The organism is Microcoleus sp. S36a_B3 (assembly GCF_036700745.1).
Classification (GTDB): Bacteria; Cyanobacteriota; Cyanobacteriia; order Cyanobacteriales; family Microcoleaceae; genus Microcoleus.
The window spans coordinates 308,263-328,355 of record NZ_JAUBPN010000002.1; the positions used below are offsets into that span (position 1 = coordinate 308,263).

General features: G+C 43.7%; 15 protein-coding genes and 1 pseudogene. 11 read left to right on the forward strand and 5 right to left on the reverse strand.

Translation table 11 applies throughout. The features are described 5' to 3' along the window. The first annotated feature begins 8 nt into the window (after positions 1-8). The 4 genes and pseudogenes from QUA01_RS03360 to QUA01_RS27310 all read left to right on the forward strand — a co-directional run. Complete coding sequence (locus QUA01_RS03360; RefSeq protein WP_333087573.1) at positions 9-3,047, forward strand: hypothetical protein; 3,039 nt, start codon at positions 9-11, stop codon at positions 3,045-3,047. Next, positions 3,044-6,715, forward strand: a complete 3,672-nt coding sequence (locus QUA01_RS03365; RefSeq protein WP_333087572.1) for a helicase — start codon at positions 3,044-3,046, stop codon at positions 6,713-6,715. The genes QUA01_RS03360 and QUA01_RS03365 overlap by 4 nt, the downstream gene beginning before the upstream one ends. Before the next feature lie 73 nt (positions 6,716-6,788). Beyond that, entirely contained in the window at positions 6,789-7,247 is a 459-nt protein-coding gene (locus tag QUA01_RS03370) for a peroxiredoxin (RefSeq protein WP_333087571.1), read from the forward strand. 255 nt (positions 7,248-7,502) lie between these two features. Beyond that, positions 7,503-7,676: pseudogene (locus tag QUA01_RS27310) on the forward strand (IS1/IS1595 family N-terminal zinc-binding domain-containing protein); the annotation flags it as partial. A gap of 42 nt (positions 7,677-7,718) precedes the next feature. On the opposite strand, the gene QUA01_RS03375 reads toward QUA01_RS27310, so the two are convergent. Continuing rightward, the gene (locus tag QUA01_RS03375; protein ID WP_333087570.1) at positions 7,719-9,191 is read right to left on the reverse strand and encodes a site-2 protease family protein; all 1,473 of its coding nucleotides are present in this window, start codon (positions 9,189-9,191) and stop codon (positions 7,719-7,721) included. Between the two features lie 16 nt (positions 9,192-9,207). Between QUA01_RS03375 and QUA01_RS03380 the strand changes: the two genes are divergently transcribed. From QUA01_RS03380 to QUA01_RS03395, 4 genes are all read left to right on the forward strand, one after another. Then, positions 9,208-9,870, forward strand: coding sequence for an MBL fold metallo-hydrolase (locus QUA01_RS03380; RefSeq protein WP_333087568.1), 663 nt, complete (start codon positions 9,208-9,210; stop codon positions 9,868-9,870). 187 nt (positions 9,871-10,057) lie between these two features. Further along, positions 10,058-10,618: a sugar O-acetyltransferase gene (locus QUA01_RS03385; protein ID WP_333087565.1), complete on the forward strand. Its 561-nt coding sequence runs from the start codon at positions 10,058-10,060 to the stop codon at positions 10,616-10,618. Between the two features lie 189 nt (positions 10,619-10,807). Continuing rightward, entirely contained in the window at positions 10,808-11,272 is a 465-nt protein-coding gene (locus QUA01_RS03390) for a hypothetical protein (RefSeq protein WP_333087563.1), read from the forward strand. 794 nt (positions 11,273-12,066) lie between these two features. Beyond that, a complete protein-coding gene (locus QUA01_RS03395; RefSeq protein WP_333087561.1) occupies positions 12,067-14,454 on the forward strand; it encodes a cache domain-containing protein in 2,388 nt (795 codons plus the stop codon). Positions 14,455-14,603: 149 nt separating this feature from the next. Here the strand turns inward: QUA01_RS03395 and QUA01_RS03400 are convergent, their stop codons facing one another. Next, on the reverse strand, positions 14,604-15,203 hold the full coding sequence (locus tag QUA01_RS03400) for a cytochrome b/b6 domain-containing protein (protein ID WP_333087560.1): 600 nt from the start codon (positions 15,201-15,203) through the stop codon (positions 14,604-14,606). Between the two features lie 194 nt (positions 15,204-15,397). Here QUA01_RS03400 and QUA01_RS03405 point away from each other — a divergent pair, with 194 nt between their 5' ends. Both QUA01_RS03405 and QUA01_RS03410 read left to right on the forward strand, forming a co-directional pair. Continuing rightward, positions 15,398-15,979: a manganese efflux pump MntP gene (locus QUA01_RS03405; RefSeq protein WP_333087558.1), complete on the forward strand. Its 582-nt coding sequence runs from the start codon at positions 15,398-15,400 to the stop codon at positions 15,977-15,979. A gap of 167 nt (positions 15,980-16,146) precedes the next feature. Next, positions 16,147-16,701, forward strand: a complete 555-nt coding sequence (locus tag QUA01_RS03410) for a glutathione S-transferase family protein (protein WP_333087557.1) — start codon at positions 16,147-16,149, stop codon at positions 16,699-16,701. A gap of 174 nt (positions 16,702-16,875) precedes the next feature. Here QUA01_RS03410 and QUA01_RS03415 read toward each other — a convergent pair whose 3' ends face one another. The 3 genes from QUA01_RS03415 to QUA01_RS03425 all read right to left on the reverse strand — a co-directional run bounded on the left by QUA01_RS03415 (position 16,876) and on the right by QUA01_RS03425 (position 18,913). Then, positions 16,876-17,013: a photosystem II reaction center protein K gene (locus QUA01_RS03415; RefSeq protein WP_068815178.1), complete on the reverse strand. Its 138-nt coding sequence runs from the start codon at positions 17,011-17,013 to the stop codon at positions 16,876-16,878. A gap of 60 nt (positions 17,014-17,073) precedes the next feature. Next, positions 17,074-18,204: a tRNA guanosine(34) transglycosylase Tgt gene (gene tgt, locus QUA01_RS03420; protein WP_333087555.1), complete on the reverse strand. Its 1,131-nt coding sequence runs from the start codon at positions 18,202-18,204 to the stop codon at positions 17,074-17,076. Between the two features lie 259 nt (positions 18,205-18,463). Then, positions 18,464-18,913: a hypothetical protein gene (locus QUA01_RS03425; protein ID WP_333087554.1), complete on the reverse strand. Its 450-nt coding sequence runs from the start codon at positions 18,911-18,913 to the stop codon at positions 18,464-18,466. Between the two features lie 259 nt (positions 18,914-19,172). Between QUA01_RS03425 and cobS the strand changes: the two genes are divergently transcribed. Continuing rightward, entirely contained in the window at positions 19,173-19,970 is a 798-nt protein-coding gene (cobS, locus tag QUA01_RS03430; RefSeq protein ID WP_333087552.1) for an adenosylcobinamide-GDP ribazoletransferase, read from the forward strand. The last annotated feature ends 123 nt before the right edge of the window (positions 19,971-20,093 follow it).

A 20,093-nucleotide genomic window follows, 5' to 3' on the forward strand; every position in this document is an offset into this window, starting at 1 on the left:
TTAACAGGGTGAATATCTTAAGACTAGGCGACGAGGAACTGGTTCCAGTAGACTATGGCGATTTACTGGACAAGATTTTAGAAGTTTTGCAGGGAAAGAACCCGTTTAACGTATCAGAAGACCGCCGTCGTTTGTTAATTGATATTGACACCATCGCCGCTGATGTTGCCCAAATGCAAGTACGGCAACCCTTGGGTTCTTTTGAACCTCAAGCACATTCTGCCACTGTTAACTTTCCGCAGCAAGTAGAAGAGCATTTTGGCACTCAAGTCAGGCAAATTCAACAGTCTTTGCGACAACAATTAGCATCTAAATTGCCACAAAATACTTCTATTGAAAGGTTTGTCGCTAGTTTGATTAGTCCTTTAGATTCACCCTCTTTTCTGGGAAGTGGCCAAGAGTTAGGCTTCAAATACGATTTTGGCAAACGCCACACTTCTTTAGAAAAAGAAAAGCTAACTTTGCAAAGCCGAGATTCTGGTAGTCATGCGACTTTAAAACTGCATAAATTGACGATTGATGTGCGAAATACTGATATTTTTGAACAAGAACTCAAGCAGGGTTTGCAAAATTATATCAATGAAAATGCCGAGACTAGCAGTGAAAAAGAAGACCTTAACCATCGTCTTGATGAGATGGTTAAAAATCCCGACTCTGATTTTCACAAATTAATCCGACTGGTAGATAAAGAAACTCTGGGGAAAATCAACAAAGAAGCTCAGATTATTTATTTAGATTATCTGCTAGAACACATTCGCGCTAGCAACACTACAGATGCGGTAGGAATCATCTATTTAGAAGACTTGATTCGTCGCCTCAGATTGATAGAAGCTTATATCAACGACCCAAATAAATCTGATGGCGATTACGAGGTAAATTATGGTGGGATTAGAGTTAATTACAGAGAGATATTTGCCAGAGCGGAAGTCCTAGATTCACTGCCAATTATTCCCATTGTAGAAGGTTACTTGGGAGAAAGTACGGACAATTCTCGTAACGAACGTAAGTTTATTTTTGGACTAAAAATTAAATTTGACAACCCAGTTCAAGCGCGCGGTGGGAAAGAAGTATTTGAATATTATCTAAATCTGCTAAATCCAGATAGTGAAGAACACAAAGCAGAATTTGAAGAGTATTCTAATACCGAAACATTTGTACGCAAAGTGTTAAAAATAGTATTATTGTATCACTTTGCATTTGCATCTCCCCACACCCCAGAGACGGAAAATTACAACCCTGAATTAGAACTTGATTTTAATCCTATTCCTAGTTTTGATCAACTAATCAAAAATGTATTGAGTCGTGACAATGACGAAATAAAAAAAAGACTTTTCCGAAATTTTCTGACGCGATTTAAAGAAGTCAATGTTAAGCACAAAATTACGCATCTGAAAAGAATGCTGAAAGGCTTTCTGGAGCGGCAGACAATTTTGCCAAGCCGCACAGAAACGCGACACGTAAACCTCAAAATGGGCTTGGTAGAGGATATTGAGAATATTTTGACGACTGGTAAATTTTTTAATGACATTATGGAGCGAAATTATAAGCAAACGCTTCATTATATTACCGTCAAAGATCCTAGTGTCGATGAAAAATCTATTTGCCAGCTACCAGTCAGTATTACCATAGAAGATGTCCGCTATTTTCCGACTGATGAGCGCCAAACTTTTAGCATGGAGTACAATATTAAAGGTATCGATGTTTTGCCTGTACTTTCTGCACCTAAAGCCGATCGCTCTAGAGCAATCTACAACAAGCATTTTAAGACCAAATTAGTTTTGTTTCCCTATGACGACAGACGACTAGACAGTGGTGATAAAGGTTTGCAGCCTGCGGCGACTTTTGTGTATAAGTTTACCATGCTGCTGCTGTCTTATATCTGTCTGAAAATATTGCTCGAAAATGCTGCGGACAACTTGTTTATTCCGATGGTGAGACTCCATGAAGGCGACGAAAAAAACCCTTCGCCCTCAGAAAAGTTTATGGCTAATCTTTCCAAAACCTTGTCTCATATTTTGAGTGAAAAACAACGCTCAACTTCTCAAGGATTTCGGATTAAAAAAGAACCCAAGGGTTACACAATTCGTAACGGTTTGAGTTCGATGTATTCAATACTTCCTAAAAAGTTTCGCTTCGACGACAATGTACAGCTAGCTCCAGAATTAGACAAGTTAGCAATTATTGTTGTTTCCAGCCGAGATAGTGATGCAAAAAGAGGTAATCAAAACCGCTTCCAAAGACAAGCCAGCTTAATTGGAGAAGTTGTCGGAATCAATCGCCTAGACGACAGCACAATTCAAGTCGAAATGCTGAAAACATTTTCCGAGAATTACAGTGTCAGCCGTCTTTATTCTGAGCCGTTAATCCTTGAAGATGTAATGAGTCAGCTTTATCGACAAGGATATCGGAATTTCGCATATATTTCGCAAGCACCTTACATGAGTACACTGCATATTACCAAGACAGAGGAAGACGAGGAATTGTCTTTTATGTCAAAAAAACTGCTCCGAACTTTGAAAGGAGAGCGCCGAGATATCAAGATTTATCCGATATTTTTTGACAAATACTATGTCCGCAGTTTTCTAGGTGATCAGGGAAAATCTTTTTATATTCAAGATACAATGGAACTGGAAAGCTTGTTTGCAGATACGAGTCAGCAAGCTGTGATGTTTTTCAACTTGTTTAACGGGATTAAAGTCAAGCAGTCAGGAGAAAAAAACTTTTACAACGGTGTGATTTCCTACTCGACGCTGTTGAATATCTATCAAGGTATTCTAGACGATCAAGATATTCGTGAAGGTTTGATTTATGATGGTGAAATCAAAAACACTTTGCTAAACTATCTAACAGTGTTCCACTTTTTTCGGTATGAAGCTCGTCAAAATATTAGTTTAAAACTTGACCCCTACGAGCGGATTATTGGCGATGACTCGGTTGGTGCTTTGTCTATATTTAGTCATGCTGGCGGTGCAGATTTTAATTCCCTGGCATTTTTGAATAAGGTAAGAGAAGTATTGAATGTCAGTACAGGAGCTACACAATCATGATTGGTGAAGATTTTGGACGGCTGTTTGAGGTTGGATTCAACATCGGGATTCTGGCATATATTCAGCGGGAAAATATAGCTCACAATTTCGGCAATTCTTACCGCCTAGATTTGCATAAGCTCAGTTTACCAAAGATGACGGCGGAAATAACTAGAGAAGCTAATTTGCTTGGTAGTTTGGATGCTAAAATTGTTGAAAAATGGAGCCTGTTTTTTGTTCAAAAAGGCTTTCTGGGTGGGTTAAATTTCTTCCGGGAGTACATCAAATCGACAGGCTGGAATTTAAAGCTGTCGAAAATTTTGTACTGTCAGTGCAGTTTTAGTGATGCTAACAGTATCAGAACCTATAACAAGGATAAAAAAGTAGCGTTTAAAGAGGTATTATCTCAGTTTAAAATTGCGAAACCAAATTTATCAGACGATGAGATTAACTCGTACATCCGCCGCTACAAGAAAAAAGGCGAATTTTTGCAAGCTGATACTCTGATTTTGTTACAGAATGGTAGAGATTTTAGGATTCTGTGCGTTGATTTGTCTGTGTTTACTCCCCCGTTGACTTCGGAAAAAGTCGATAATATCAACGAAATAGAGGTGATGCGGAAGTCTTTGCTCAGAGAAATTAGCTATTTGCGATCGAAAAGTGTTTTTTCTAATCTGCGAATCGATACTAGCACTTTAGGGGTTGATTTTTCCGAGGGTTTAAACCGCTATTTTACGGCTTTTAAGTATAAGGATAAGGAAAGCGCTAAGTTGATTCAGGCTGGTAGCTACGCTCACAGTTTCTACGGTTTTCTGCAAACGACTGGGATGATTCCTGATGATGCTGAGGTTTTGTTGAATGTTGTCGGTTATAGCGATCGCACAATCAACGCAATTTCCCTCCGCAGTGATAAAATTGACATCTTGGCGAATTGTGCCAAAATCTACCAGCAGGAATCCAAAGGTAAAGAGATTAACGATGCTCGCGGCGAAGTTTTAGATGCAACCCAGCTTAACGCCGCTCGCAGTTTTCAGAATGGCAAAAAGTTTGTCAAAGATTTATTGACTATTGGCAAAACTTCTACACCTGTGTGTAATACAGAGCGGGTAGATAACTTTGTCAATTCCATTGATATTATATCAGATAAATTGGCTGATGATTTGCAAATCGATCGCGCATTACACCTGAGAAATGCTCACGCTCAGTTAATTGTCAAAGCACTGGAATCTGAGGAAACTTACCTATTTTTGACGGGAAATCCGGGAATTGGGAAAACAACTGCGATCGCAAATTTCCTCAAAACCCATATAGACGACGGCTTTTTATTCTTTTATGTCAGTCCCCGCAAGCAAGTTAACTTAGATATTATCGAGAAATTCCGAGATCAAGAGACTCGTTTGTTGTGCGACAATAGATTATTTTGTATCAACTCAAACTCCGATATCATCAAAAGCAATTCAGGACAATGTACCGTCAACTACGTAGCTAATAACTATTACGAAAACTTTCAACAAAAAACAGTCCACTTCATCAACGATAGCGCAGAAATCCAGCGAAAAGAATATCACAAACCCCAACTTGAAAGGAAGGGAGAAACGGTAATTAAACCTACGACTGGCAAAACTAATGGAGTGCTAAATAGCGTTTGTGAGGCCATATATGCACGCATTAATTGCAAGGAATCGAACAATATTGTGGCTACAGTTTCTATTCAGTCTTTGAAGGTGACAGAATATGGGAAAAATACCCTCCAGCATTTAGAGAAGATTTTTCAAGATGCTTACAACAAGCAGGAAAAAGATGTCATACCCGCTAGAATGCAAGAAATTTCTAGCCGCATCAAACACATTTTCATTATGATTGATGAAATCACGGGAGACGACAGCGGCGTTGAGTTTCTGCATGGAATTGATAAGCTGGTAAAAAAATATGAGTTGCACAACTCAAAACATAGTTTTAATACTAAAATTATTGTAGCGGACGCTTCGATTGTTGACCCGGATGTGATTAAACAACACCTAAATGATACCTCGCCGGAACCAGATAAAATATATTTCAAAAAATTACCCAAAAAATTTGAAGAAATCCCGCCATTGCAAGCGATACCTTTTGAATTCAAACGGTTAGCTGCTAAAGTTATTAATACAAATTCCTATCCCGCTAGCAGTTTAGAAATAAATTATAAGGTGTTTGTAGAGACTGTTAAATACATAGAAGATACTGCTTTAAATCCAAAGAATGATTTAGTTAAACGGGTACAGTCTCAAATAATTGAAGATATCAATCAGCGGTTAGCAATCCCTGGTGTAGAACAAATTATCGTCTACATTCAGGATAAGCGAAGATTGACTGAATTAATTATGAGAATTCGATCGAATCGCGACAGATTCGATCCGTTTCTCGATTATCTGGAAGTCCACGCGAACATTTCGGAAGAGGAAAAAGAGCAAATACATAAGTGCAAAAACACAGTTAAAGTAATCTTCATGACTGCATCGGGAAGTCGCGGCTTGTCTTTCCCGAAAACTAAGCATATTTTAGTAGATATTCCCCGCTTTCAGATTGAGAAAAATCTGATGGAGGTGATTCAGGTGATTTATCGGGGGCGCGGGGAAGATGATGATGGTAATACGCTGGATGGTGAAGCTAAGGAGTTGGTTTTTTACTTGTCTGATACGGCGGTTTACTATGCTGATGATGCGGAACTTTCGCTACAGGAAAGCAAGTTGAGTTTGTTGAATTTGCTGCTGATTTTGAAGACTGCGGTGATGACGCGGATTGTGGGATATGGATATTTGGGTAGGGAAAAGTTTTTGATGATTCCGATTGGCGGGAAGTCAATTTCTGCTGTGGGCGATACTTTTAGCAGCAAAATAGCGAGTTTGATTAAAGCGTTGAAAAGCGAACATCGCAGTCGCCCCCAAAATGTGTATTTTAAGGAGGTTTATGAGGGGCTGGAGGAGCTTTTGAGTCGCGGAGAGTATGAGGTTTTGCCAAATTCTGAGGAGTCTCGTGCAAAGGGCAATTCTTACTTGGAAATGCGGGAGAATTTTAATCGGAAGTTTTTGCAGATGTGCAATCCTCTTGAGGGTTTGCTGGGTTACGATCATTTAGAGATTGGTCATGTTTTGGGGAGTTTGTTATTAGTTCCTTTGGCTGATAAAAGTGTGAAGGAAAACTATCAGATGCGGCTGAATGGGGAAATTAAGAAATGTTTGGAGAATCAGTTGCTGAAAAAAATGGAGACGATCGCAAATAGTAAATCCTCTCCTGAGAATGTAAAATCGGCTATTCGGGGTGGTGCGATCGAGCTTTTGCACATTCTCAACGGCGAAATCGAGAAAACTCAGTATTTTGAGCAGCAGAGTCAGCAGTTCGATCGCTATTATGCTATACCTTTGTTTGCTTTTGTCAGCGGCGAGGAGATGCAGGAGTATTTTGCACAGACGAAGCTGGAGGAACCGGATGACAGGAGGTTTCGGGATATTTTGTCGGCTTACGTGCGATCGACCTATCCGATAGACAGTGTAATGCCGATCGGGCATAAGTACCACGAATTCCCGTTTATCGTGTTTAGAAGCTACAGTTTAGAGCAAAGCCGGGAAAAGATGTTTACCGATAAGTATCTTTTGAGTTCTAATGAGTTGAACGTACTCAATTTGATTTTGTCGAAGCAAGACGGCGGTTGAAACCGCCCGGTTTTCCATAAAAAATTGTACAATAACAAAAATGAAAATTTCCAGCAAACAGGGTTAAACAAATATGGCAGTCAAAGTAGGAGATACGGCACCGGATTTTACCTTAACGTCGCAAACTGGGGCATCAGTCAGCCTCAAGGATTTTCGTGGTCAAAAAAATGTCATCGTCTACTTTTACCCGAAAGACGATACACCGGGATGCACGGCGGAAGCTTGCGCTTTTCGAGATAGTTATGAAGTTTTCAAAGATGCAGGTGCGGAAGTGATCGGAATTAGCGATGATTCGCAACAATCCCACGAGAAATTTGCGTCAAAATATCAGTTACCATTTACACTGTTGAGCGATACGGGCAATAAGGTTCGGCAATTGTACGGGGTTCCGGCTACTATGTGGATTATGCCCGGTAGAGTAACTTATGTGATTGACAAACAAGGGGTTGTCAAGCATATTTTTGACTCGATGTTGGATTTTAAGGCTCACGTTTCGGAAGCACTGAAGACTTTGGAAGCTATCAAAATTTAGGATCTTCCTTACTTGGTATGCCAAACTAACAATTAAAATGTCGGTAGTGCTTTTATGTAAAGGATGGAGAAAATTGACGCGGTTGAACTTTCAGTATTTCTAATCGGATTTGGTGATTGTAGTCATGAATGAAGTTCCAAATAGCACTATGAGTGATTCTCCAACTTTTTAGAAAACGATAACGTCTTCCTGACTAATCGCGAAATTCGTTGCAAGAGGTCTATTGTTCAATCGTTGGCGTTGCTGAGTTAGAGTATGAATAGGAGGAATAATTTATGCAACGCAAGCGAATGTAAATCAACCCATATCCGTAAAAATGGCAAGAAGAAAGGAAAATAGAATCACATTTGTGTCCAATGTGGTCGTCAATTCATCAATGAGTATGAGCCCCAGAGAGGTTATAGGGAGGCCCTCAAACGTGATTGCCTAAATCCGTTACATCTTGTACCCCGATCGCTGCCGAACTTCCTTCTAAACATTTAACCACTGAACGAGTATCTTGGGAGCCGGCAACAAAATAATTAACAAAAGCCCGATCGCCAGCAACCCCAAAAAATCCCGCCGGTTATCCAATTCGCTAACATCATTCAACGCCGGTTCATCGTTGAGAGGTGTCAACAATAAAATAATTGCCCACAACAGCAAACCCTGTTCCAAAAAACCCAGCAGCAGCATACAAACTCTAGCAACTTGTCCGATCGCCATACTTGCTCGCTGGCCGAACATCGCGTGTACAATGTGCCCACCGTCGAATTGTCCCACCGGCATCAAATTAAACGCCGTCAGGATCAAACCCAAATAACCCGCCACCGCCACCGGATGCAAATTAATCGCAGTTTCCACATTCAAAGCACCGCCCAAAGTTAACTTGCTCAACAAAGTCATCAGCAACGAAAAATTTGGACTAAAAGAGTCAAAGTTTAACATTCCCGACTTTTCAGAAAGCGGTACAATGGTTGAATGCTGCAAACCCCAAATTAATAAGGGCACTGTCGCAACTAAACCCGTAAACGGGCCGGCAATACTAATATCAAATAAAGCTCGGCGGTGGGGAATTGGACTCCGCATTTGAATAAAAGCGCCCAAAGTTCCCAAGAAAAATGGAATTGGAATAAAATAAGGCAAAGTCGTGCGAATTTTATAGAATCTGGCAGCTAAATAGTGTCCTGATTCGTGAAATGCCAAAATTGTAATTAGCGCCAGCGAGTAAGGCAAACCCCGGAGCAACATTGACGGGTTAGACTGCAAAACTTTTTCAGTAACTCCGGCAATTTGTGAGCCGACAATCGTAGTCGTAAACACGGCGATCAGCAGCAAAGCTAAGGCGAAAAATGGTCTGGTAACAGGTGCAGTTTTGACGGGAGTTTCTACTGATTGGCGGCTGGGGTTAGGAACTATGGCAAAAAAAGGTTGACCGCTCAAACTGTTTTGAAATATGACTAAAAAGCGATCGCCAAAATGCTGTTCTACATTGTCCCGAATTGTTTGATAAGCCGCTTCCGGGTTGGTGCGTAATTGTCCGCGACAAATCACAGCCTGCGGGCGAAATTCTAAATCCCGCAAAAAGTAAATTGACCAAGGAAAACAATCGCGCAAACTTGCTTCTTCCGCTGAATCGATCGGGCGCAGGGGCGGTTTTGGCTTGGCAGGTTCAGCGCCCGAATCTGTTACTTGCTCGGAATCCGATCGGGTAATTTCCTTGCGTCCCAACTGCACCAAAAACCAATACAAGACAGGGCAAACCAAAAAAGGTATAATTACCAACTCCGGCGGTGCTGTTTTTTTTGCGCCGTTAGCTAAAACCCAACCGCTCCAAATCAGCGCCGGCGTCATCATTACCAGCCACAGCAGCCATACCGGAGTTCTGGTGATGCGGCTGATGCTGCTCTGCAACAAGTAGTAAGATATCAGGCCCAAAACCAACAACCATAGTAAAAAAAACATAATATTTATTACTTCCTTGAAACAACAGAGTTCCGTCTCCAAACAGCCCAGGCTGGTACTGCAAAATATCTTTGCTTTCGCGCCTAACCGGGATACCCTGGGTGCGACAGCCTATTTCATTGTAGAAAACGAATCGAACATCTTAGTGGATTGTCCCCCTTGGGATGAGATTAACCAAGCCTTTTTGGAGGAATGCGGCGGTGTGCGGCTGCTGTTTCTCACCCACCGCGGCGCTATGGCCAAGGCGCGGGAGATTCAGGAAGCCACGGGGTGCGATATCCTGATTCAAGAGCAGGAAGCTTATTTGCTGCCGGGATTGCGGGTGACGGTTTTTGAGCGAGAATTTACTTTGAGCGATCGAATGAAAGCATTTTGGACTCCCGGTCACTCTCCTGGTTCCTCTTGTCTTTATGATAGTGGCAGCGGTGGAGTCCTGTTTTCCGGCAGACACTTGCTCCCCAACCGCGAAGGCGCTCCAGTACCCATTCGGACGGCAAAAACTTTTCACTGGCCCAGACAAATTAACAGCGTGAAGTCAATTATCGATGGATTTTCCCCTTCGACTTTACAGTATATTTGCCCCGCTGCGAATACTGGTTTTTTGCGGAAAAAAGGATCTATCGATCGAGCTTTTGAGCAATTAACCAATCTGGATTTAACCATTTGTTTGCAGAATTAAGCATACCCGGCAGTTGAAACTGACATCTTGCACCATTCTCCATAAGCTCTTAAAAACCGGGTTTCTGAACGATAAATATAGGTTTTGATGTTAAATTTGCGGTCAGAAACCCGGTTTTTGCCACAGGTGCAACATCTCAGTTTCAACCAAAGTTCAACCGCCCTATTATCTGATCCCGCCGATTTTTATGAAACAAACCGAAAAACAAAAAATGCTCGCTGGCGAATTGTATTTAGGTGCTGACGAGCAATTAATTGCCGAACGCCACCGAGCCCGCCGCCTCGCCAGAACTTACAATTCTACGCGCGAAGACGAACCCGACAAACGGTTAGAAATTCTCGCCGAATGGTTCGGTGCCATCGGCCCCAAAGTCGAAATCGAGCCGCCTTTTTACTGCGACTATGGCAGCAATATTTATGCTGGAAACGGATTGTACATGAATTTTGGCTGCGTAATTCTTGACTGCAATCGAGTTAACATTGGTGAAAATTTGCTATGCGGCCCCAATGTGCAAATTTACACCGCTTTTCACCCCACAGACCCAGAAATTAGACTTTCTGGCCGCGAACTCGCCGCAGAAATTAATATTGGTAATAATGTTTGGATTGGTGGCGGCAGTATTATTTGTCCCGGAGTGACTGTGGGCGATAATAGCACGATCGGCGCAGGTAGCGTTGTGGTCAAAGATATTCCCGCAAATGTCGTGGCGGCCGGGAATCCTTGCCGCATCATTCGGCATTTGCCTTGATGTGGTACGATCAACTCGCTGGCGCGATCGGCTCTTTGGAGCTTACCCCAACAATTTTAGATATTAGATACAGCCAGTTTGAGATTTTTCAAGTCAAAGCCCCCAGAAAAATCCGTGCAAAAAATCTAAAATCTAAAATCGCTTGATTTTTCGCGAACGGTTTTCAACTCCTACTCAAAAGATTTTTTTATGACAACTGCAACAGTTTATCCCACCGCCCCCGATCTCTGCACCGACGACTATATCGCAGTGGGCTTGGCCACCTGCTTCATTAAAGAAGAAGGCGAAGTTCATCAAGTAAAAATCATCGAAGCTATCCCTTCAGCAGCTTTGGAAGCAATTGTCAAGGGCATTCCCACATCTTATGAAATGGCTTGGGGTACGACTTTAGGAGAGGTGCTGGAGGGCGACTCACCCAAAAGGCTGCCGGAATTTCCCTCGGAAGCTCAGTTTAGCGACGAATTCGGCTTTCGGGCGATCGCCGCAGCCCGCACTTACAAAATCCGCCCCCAAGCTCAAGTTCACATTCCGTCAGGAACAGTTCGCAATGACTTTACTTATTCCTTAGAACGCAAAAGAGTCCTCAATTCCGAGCGCATCGTTCGCACTGAAGATAATGTGAAACAGCACGATCACACTCACAAGGTTCTTTAAATTAAGTCGCCAAACTGCGGCAATTTAGCACCGAAAATAGTTTTGAGTTTTGAAATGTGAATTGAATATTTAATATCAAATCCTCTCTTCATGGGAATAGTAAATTCACTGTTGACTGTTGACTGTTAACCGTTAACAGTTAACAGTTCACAGTTCACATCATGTATGAGTGCAACCGGAATTGATATAACACATTTTTAGTTCATTCATTAATAACTCAAAACTTTTAATGTTTTATTAAAAAAAACGCCAAACACATTAACTTAGGGTGTGTCCTTGCCCGTACCTTACTAAATTTCAACCTAAAGCATGGAATACGCATTTTATATGACTCTTAACAAGACTTAACAAAACAATTAAAGAAGAAAAATTTAATAACTCAAACAGCTTCTACAGTCCTCTTTGGTATAAGTTGGGAGGTCAAAAGAGGCTCATCTTCGTCTATAGGCGAGGCTTTCGCTCGAACTGGTAACAAGCAAAAGCCCGATCGCTAAAAAGCTTACTGTGTAATACTTCTTCCTGATGACCGATGACCAATGACTGATGACTGATGACTGATGACTGATGACTGATGACTTATACTTAAGTAGTCGCTGAAATGTTTTAATTTATCAAAAATATGGTAAAATCTGATTCCAGTTTAACAGAGTGAGCCGGCCAGGGGAAAAAATTAAAAAATCCCCGCACTTATTGAATGCTAGTAGTTTTTCAGACTACTCGCAGGCGAGCAAGTGCATCGCAGGTTAGCTGAAGATTTTACACAAATTGGTCAAACCATGCGAAGCTTTGCGAAAGTGAAGTGGTGGAAATTAACCCGAATATTGCGATCGAGATTTAAGGGCAAATACGATCTTGCCTACAAAATTGTGCTGTTAATTGTGGGCGTAGCAATTGTGGCAGCTAGCATCGCTGGCTACATCAGCTATCAAAGCGTGCGCCGCTTGATTGTGGACAATTTAGAACGAAATGCTTTGTTAGAGGTTAAGCAGCGCGGGAACAAGATCGATCGCTGGATCGGCACGAAAAAGGCTGAGATAGAACTCCTCGCAAACACTCCTTCGGTGCGATCGATGAATTGGTCAGTGGCTGGGCCTTATTTAAAATCGGAAGTCAATCGACTACAAGACTTCGAGCATTTGGCATTAATCGATCCCGACGGTTTTTATTTCACTACAAAAGTCGGCAGAGCTTTGATTAATGTCAGCGATCGCCAACACTTCAAAAAAGCAATGGCTGGCGAAGTCTATGTTTCAGATCCTACAATTTCTCGCACGCTAAAACAACAGAGTATTGTTCCCATTTCGGCTCCGGTGCGCTCAAATTCGGCAAATTTTCTGGACAAAACAGCCGACAAGCCGATCGGAGTAATGAACGGCATAATCAGCACCGACAGAATAGCCGAAGTAGTAAAAAAACTGGAATATGAAACAGGAACTTATGCTTTTGTTCTCAATTCTCAAGGAGTCCCCATTGTCCATCCCGACGCTCGGTTAATCGGAAATATCGACAAGCCGACTCCGAGTTTGTTGGAGTCCGCAGATACTAATTTGGCAAATGTAGCCAGGGAGATGGTTTATCAAAAAACGGGCATTTTGTTGACCAAAATCAACGATGCCAGAGTTTATGTTGCTTATCTTCCCTTAGAGCAAGCTGAATGGTCGATCGCCCTAGTAATTCCTTCTCACAACATCGAAAAAGAACTAATCGCCTTAAACATATTAGCAGCAGCAGCCACCATACTCTTAGCAGCAGCTATTGTCGCAGTAGTTGCAGCACATAAGCTGTTTGCCCAAAATTACATCCGCACTCGCTCAGAAGCCCTGATTCACCGCTTGAGCGGCCGCATTCGCGCTGGCTTGCCGCTCGATCGCATCCTGCAAACAACAGTAGAAGAACTCGGTACATTGTTAAAGCTCGATCGAGCAATATTCGGCTGGTACGACCCCCGACAAGATACAGTAGAATTTTGCTGGGAATATTGCCGACAAGGTTTATCGGGGCGCTTGGGAATCTTCGGCGCTACCGGAGGGCCATCGGGAGATTTAGCTGCACGGCTGCACCGGTGCGAAACAGTAATTCTCAATAAAACCTCCGCCTCTGATGTCGCAGGATTTCAAAAACCAGCCCATCTCGAACTCACAAACAGCCGCTACGCAACAGTACCCGTACTTACTCAGACTAATCGGCTGGGATATCTGTTCGCCATTGCTAATCGGCAGTGTGCGAATCCCAACGAATTAGAAATTTTGGAAGCCATAGCAGATTCACTGGCGATCGCAATTTCTCAATCTCAACTCCAGGGGCAAATTCAAGAAGAACTCAAACTTTTAGAAGAAGTATTAGCCCAACTGAGAAAAACCGAAGAGCATTTAGTAAAAAGCGAAAAAATGGCAATTTTGGGTCAACTCGCCGCCGGAATTTCCCAGGACATTAATAACCCAATTAACTTTATTTACGGTCGCCTGATTCACGTCAACGATTATATCAAATATTTGCTCGAAATAATTCACCTTTATCGCGAACAGTACCCTCAACCAGTGCCGCGAATTGCCAGAGAAATAGAAACCTTCGACCTAGATTTTATCAGCCAAGACTTGCCAGAAACTCTCAATTCTCTGAAAATAGGAACCGATCGCATTCGGCAGCTCGTAGTGGCTTTTCGGAAAATTTCACTTCCTGACGAAGCTAACAAAGAACGAACCAACGTTCGCGAAAGTATCGACAATGTTCTGCTATTGCTCGCTCACAGGCTGTCTCCCAAAGTATTAGTAGTCAAGGAATATAACAACCAGCCACCAATTTTGTGTTATCCCGGTCAACTCAGCCAAGTATTTACGAATATCCTCAGCAATGCGATTGATGCTGTTAACAGTCTTGAGAACTCCGAGCCAATCATTACAATTAGAACAGATATAGTAGAGCATTTTTCAGGCAGGTTTGTTGCAGTATCGATCGCCCACAACGGCTGCCGGATTTCGCCAGAGATTCAACAGAGAATATTTGAACCATTTGGCAATACTAAATCCTGGAAAAATTTTACTGTATTGGGACTATCGGCTTGCTATAAAATTATTGTAGAATTGCACGGCGGTATTTTTACTGTTCAATCTCCAGTACAGTCTGAAATTGCATCTCAAACTGGGGGCGGTGCTGAGTTTATCGTAGAATTGCCGATCGTTTGATATAAAGCCCGTAAAACAGAAATTCGTTGCTGCGAAGCGGATCGCGAGCGGATTAGGGAAACAATAAAGGTGCGATAACAGCAAATAACCAGCCTCCCATTACCACGATTTCCACAACAATTAATAGGATATTTTTGTTCATTTTTATATTAAGAGCGATCGACAAAAGAGCGAATTTTGCGCCACCAAGCAGCCGGCGAATCCTCCCGGCGGTACGCAACATCAAACATCGACAAAATTAGTGGTAAACCCCCCACTTTCGCACTCATCAACAAGTGCATCAGCAGACAAAACACTAATACCGCCCAACCAGAAGCGTGCAAATAATACCAAATCTGCGTCAAATCCCCCGCCGGAAGCCATTCTTCCTTAACCATACTTCCAGAGGCGATCGAAAAAGTCAGCACTAACAACATCAAAGTATTCACAATCCGGTGCAAACTGTACCACCAAATCGGTTTTCCCAACTGAGTTAGTTTGCCAAAAGAATCCGGCTGCACCAAGCGTTGTTGACCTGCGTGGAAACTGTACAATGCAAAAGCCGGCATGACTCCTAACAGCAACAATTTGCCGAAAGTGCCGTGAATCCCGATAATATCAGCAATCTGAGGCGCGGGGATTTTGCCCAACCGCCCGTCATAGGCGTTGTACACCAAAAATGCGGTCAAAATTGCTAAAAGGGCGATCGCACCGTTAAGCCCGTGCAGTAATCTGAGCAACAATGGCTGGTAAGGTTTAGATTGCGGCATTGTCAACTTTGGTACTGAAAAACTCCCGATCGTACATTACAACTAATCCCGGCATTTTTCAACCCTGCAAATTATGAAATAAATGTGATTTAAAAATGAATGTATTGTGATAAAAACGTTATTTTATCGAGGTTTAGTGTAGACTAAAATTGTCTAAAAAAACCTTTAATCGTAACGTTTTACACTTTAAAAAAATGGATGCAGCCACTACCGTTTTTCTTTCCTTGGGACTAGCAGCAGATGCTTTTGCTGTGTCGATTTCTAGCGGTTTAGCAATCAAACACATGAAGCTCAACAAAGCTTTAAAAATTGCCTTATTTTTCGGCTGCTTTCAAGCTTTGATGCCCGTAATCGGATGGTTGGCAGGTCTGAGTTTTAGTTCTTGGATAACACCGATAGACCATTGGATCGTTTTTGGGCTGTTGAGTTTCATTGGCGGTAAAATGATTTACGAATCGCTGCAGAGCGAAGAAAGCGAAAAAAAGTTCAATCCCTTACATACTGGAACTTTGATAACGCTGTCGGTGGCGACGAGTATCGATGCCCTGGCAGTCGGAGTCGGATTCGCTGTCTTGAAAGATTCTATTGCTCAGGCGGTGACTGCGATCGGATTTATTACTTTCTTTTTAGCCCTTGCGGGCGTGTTTATCGGACACAAGTGTGGCAACTTGTTTGCTAATAAAATCGAAATGTTGGGTGGATCAATTTTGATTTTTATTGGCAGTAGAATCTTGTTTGTGCACTTAACAGAAGCGACAATAATTACAGGGCAGTAGTCAGTAGTCAGTAGTCAGTAGTCATTAGTCATTAGTCATTAGTTATTTTCCCAATTCCCAATTCCCAATTCCCAATTCCCAATTCCCAATTCCCAATTCCCAATTCCCAATTTCCAATTCCCCAAAGATGCTATAACAGCAATATTGCATTATAAGGATAAAATTCCGTGCTGAAACTTTACGGCGGAGCCCGCAGCAGGGCCTCAATTGTCCAGTGGTATCTTGAAGAAATAGCGGTTCCCTACGAATTCGTCACCCTAGATATGCAAGCAGGGGAACACTTGCAGCCAGAGTTTCTGGAAATTAACCCGATGGGCAAAGTACCGGCAATTGTGGATGGAGATTTTAAACTTTGGGAATCCGGCGCAATTTTGCTGTATTTAGCTCAAAAATACGGTAAAATGCCCGAAAGTGTCGAGCAGCAAGCCGAAATCGTGCAGTGGGTGATGTTTGCTAACGCTACCCTCGGCCCGGGAATATTTGTCGAAGCAAGTCGCGATCGCGAAACCCCGAAAATGTTACAACCGTTAAATCGCATTTTCGAGAAACAGCCGTTTTTAATGGGCGATGAATTCGGCGTCGCCGACGCAGCAGTCGGCTCAATTTTATGCTACATCCCGATGATGCTGAAACTAGACCTCAGCGCTTATCCGGCTGTTTTAGATTACATGAAGCGGATCTCGGAAAGACCGGCATTCCAAAAGGCGATCGGCGGTAACTGAAGAAAGGCGCTACACCGATTAATGATTCAACTCTCTCTCCTCCGACTCTGCGGACTCTGCGGACTCTGCGGTTAAATCTATCCGAAACAACCGCAAACCCGATCGAACCAAAAACTCAACAGCTAAAAGCAGGGGCTAATTTGTGAATAGCCCCTGCTTTTACTAAAATCAGACTTATCTGAACCCGACAGCCGCTTGCCAGACAAAAGCCAGCAGCAAGAAAAACACGGGAATCACTGGCAAAACATTAACCAAAGGGTCAAAGATTGCATAAGCCTCGGGCAGTTTAGCCAACAGTAATGCAGCTTCCATGAATCAACCTACCTATCCAACACAATTTTAATAATTGTCGCATATCTTCACCCAAGGAACTCACCATCGATCGACAGTCGGTGTCAGCCAGTGAGCAAACTCTTCGGTAAATCGATCGGCCAAAATCGCCTCCCGCATTTTTCCAGTAAAGCGAATCAACTCCGTGACGTTGTGCAGCGCCAGCAAAGTATAGCTGAGAGCTTCCTTAGCCCGCGCCAAATGGGCCAAATAAGCCCGACTGAATTTTTGGCAGGTATAACAAGGACAAGACTCATCCAGCGGAGCAAAATCCTCCCGAAACCGAGCATTTTTCAAATTCCAGCGTTCCCCGCGCACAAAAGCCGTCCCGTGGCGGCCCAGCCGAGTCGGAATCACGCAGTCAAACATATCTACGCCACTCGCCACCGCCAGCGCCATTTCCCGATAGGTGCCAATCCCCATCAAATAACGGGGTTTATTTGCAGGTAACAGGGGCGCAGTAACTCTCACAATCTCTGCGATCAAATCCCCCGATTCCCCGACGCTAACCCCGCCGATCGCATAACCGGGCAAATCTAAGTCTACCAACTGGTTCGCCGCGCGCGATCGCAAATCGGGGAAAACACCCCCCTGCACGATGCCGAACAAAGCTTGTTCCGGGCGCGAGTGAGCTTGAATGCAGCGTTGCAGCCAGCGGTAAGTGCGATCTGTCGCTGCCTCCACCTCGTCCCGTGTAGCGGGGTAAGGCGGACACTCGTCAAAGGCCATAATCACGTCAGCGCCTAACTCGTTCTGAATCTCGATCGATTTTTCCGGCGTTAAATTAATGATGCGGCCGTCGCGGGGAGCTCGAAAAGTCACCCCATTCTCCGAAATAGTCCGCATTTGGCTCAAGCTAAACACCTGAAAGCCGCCCGAATCCGTCAGAATCGGGCCCGGCCAAGCCATAAATTTGTGCAATCCGCCCGCGCCTGCGACAATCCGTTCCCCCGGCTGCAGGTGCAAGTGATAAGTATTGGCCAAAACCATTTGAGATCCCGCGTCTTCAAGATGTGCCGGAGTCAAAGTTTTGACATTAGCCAAAGTGCCCACGGGCATAAACTTTGGCGTTTCCACAACACCGTGGGGAGTGCTAAAAACCCCTGCACGCGCTTGGGTATGGCTGCAGTTAGCCTTACATTCAAAAGAAAATTTCGCCTTGTCCTCAGTCATTAGTCCCCGATGCTCGTTAACCGCTACTCGGCCGTCCGTGTTATTTAATCTATTGTTGTTGACATCGCGACAAAAAAAACCATGACCCCACCCAAAAACGGAGACAATTTTCCGACAATTCTCGTGGAGGGCCAAAAATTTTAGACCTTAGTTCTACCTCCCAGATTCAAAGCTGCGAGTAAATCTCAAATCTAAAATCTAAAACTCGTAGGCTCGCGAAGCCGAAGTATCTAAAATCTACTGACTGACTGACTGACGGTTAAAACTGAGAATCATCCTCATCCAATTGCAGATCCCAGTGGCCTGAGAGTACCTGATCGACAACCGCATCCAAAGCCGCAGCATTTAAATTCCGGGAGACTTGCTCTTGTAAAGGATTGGAGAGGGGAATTAACCGCAACTGCCGGCCGTCTTGAATCAGGTCAAAATAAGCACCATCTTCAGGCGACTGTTTCAGTTCCAGGTAATCAAAACTATACACGTTCAAATAAAGCCCGTGGTTGGCAATCAGGGTAGACCTATGGGGGTTGGCGAAGACTTCGAGCACGTACCCTTCGCCTTCGCTGTAAATCTTGCCATCTTGGATGTGAAGGTAGCGCACACGTCCTAAATCAAACAGCAATCTTTTGATATCGCGCTTGTTGACGACAATGCCTGTATCAATGATGCAAGGAGCAACTACCCTGTTATTCGATTGGTCGTGACTCATGGAACAAAAGCCTCTGTTGTAGTATTTTCCCGTTTTGGAAATCGGGGAGTTAGCTAGAATTCTGGATACGGGAAACCAGAATCTTGAGTTTAGTCATTTTAGATAGGGAGCTTCGGGAGCGCTGCCGGCAGAGGTTTTCCGGGGAAAATTGCTCGGACAGGAGGAATGCCCGATCCAAAGGACTAGCGTGTTACAGTTCCAATTCTGGCACAAGCTAATGAATTGACAACTGTATACAAAATGAAAAATTTTCTATCTTATGGTGGATGATAAATTGGTTCGCTCTACGATCGACTTTTTCCGGAATCAAGGCGCTGCCATTGCAGCCGCAGTGGCTTTTTATACTTGTTTGCCGGTGCCTGTGTCTTGGACTTTGGAGTTCCGGGGCATTGCTCGTTTGGCTCCGGCGATCGGGCTTTTGATCGGCGGGATGCTGGGACTGGCGGATATTGGGTTGCAGTTGTTGGGTATGCCTGCCCTGACTCGATCGGCCTTGGTGGTAGTTTTGGGCATCGCCATCACTGGCGGGCTGCACCTAGATGGGGCAATGGACGCGGCGGACGGGCTTGCCGTACCAGACCCCGTGCGCCGGCTGGAAGTGATGCGGGACAGCGTTACAGGGGCTTTTGGGGCAATGGCTGCGATCGCGATCGTCCTGCTGAAAACTGTCGCTCTTTCGGATTTGAATCACTATCGGTGGCTGGCTTTGATGGGTGTGGCGGGTTGGGGGAGGTGGGGCCAACTGGTGGCGATCGCCCGCTATCCCTATCTCCGCCCGGAGGGTAAGGGAGCTTTTCATAAAGAATCGATTTATTCACCTTTTGATTTTATCCCAGGAGTTCTGTTGTTGGTGAGTTTGAGCGTGCTGCAAGTTGTCTTGGATGGCGATCGGTGGCTGTTGGCGGTGGGGATGGCTTTGGGCGGAAGTGCGATCGGAATTTTTGTCGGAGCCTGGTTTAACCACCGTTTGGGCGGCCATACGGGCGATACTTACGGTGCTGTAGTTGAGTGGACGGAGGCTTTGTTGCTGTGTCTTTTGGTGGCTTTGGAAGGGTGAACTGTTGACTGTTGACTGTTGACTGTTAACTGTTAACTGCTAACTGGTGACTGCTAACTGGTGACTGTTAACTGTTAACAAATAACCAATAACCAATCACCAATCACCAATCACCAATAACCA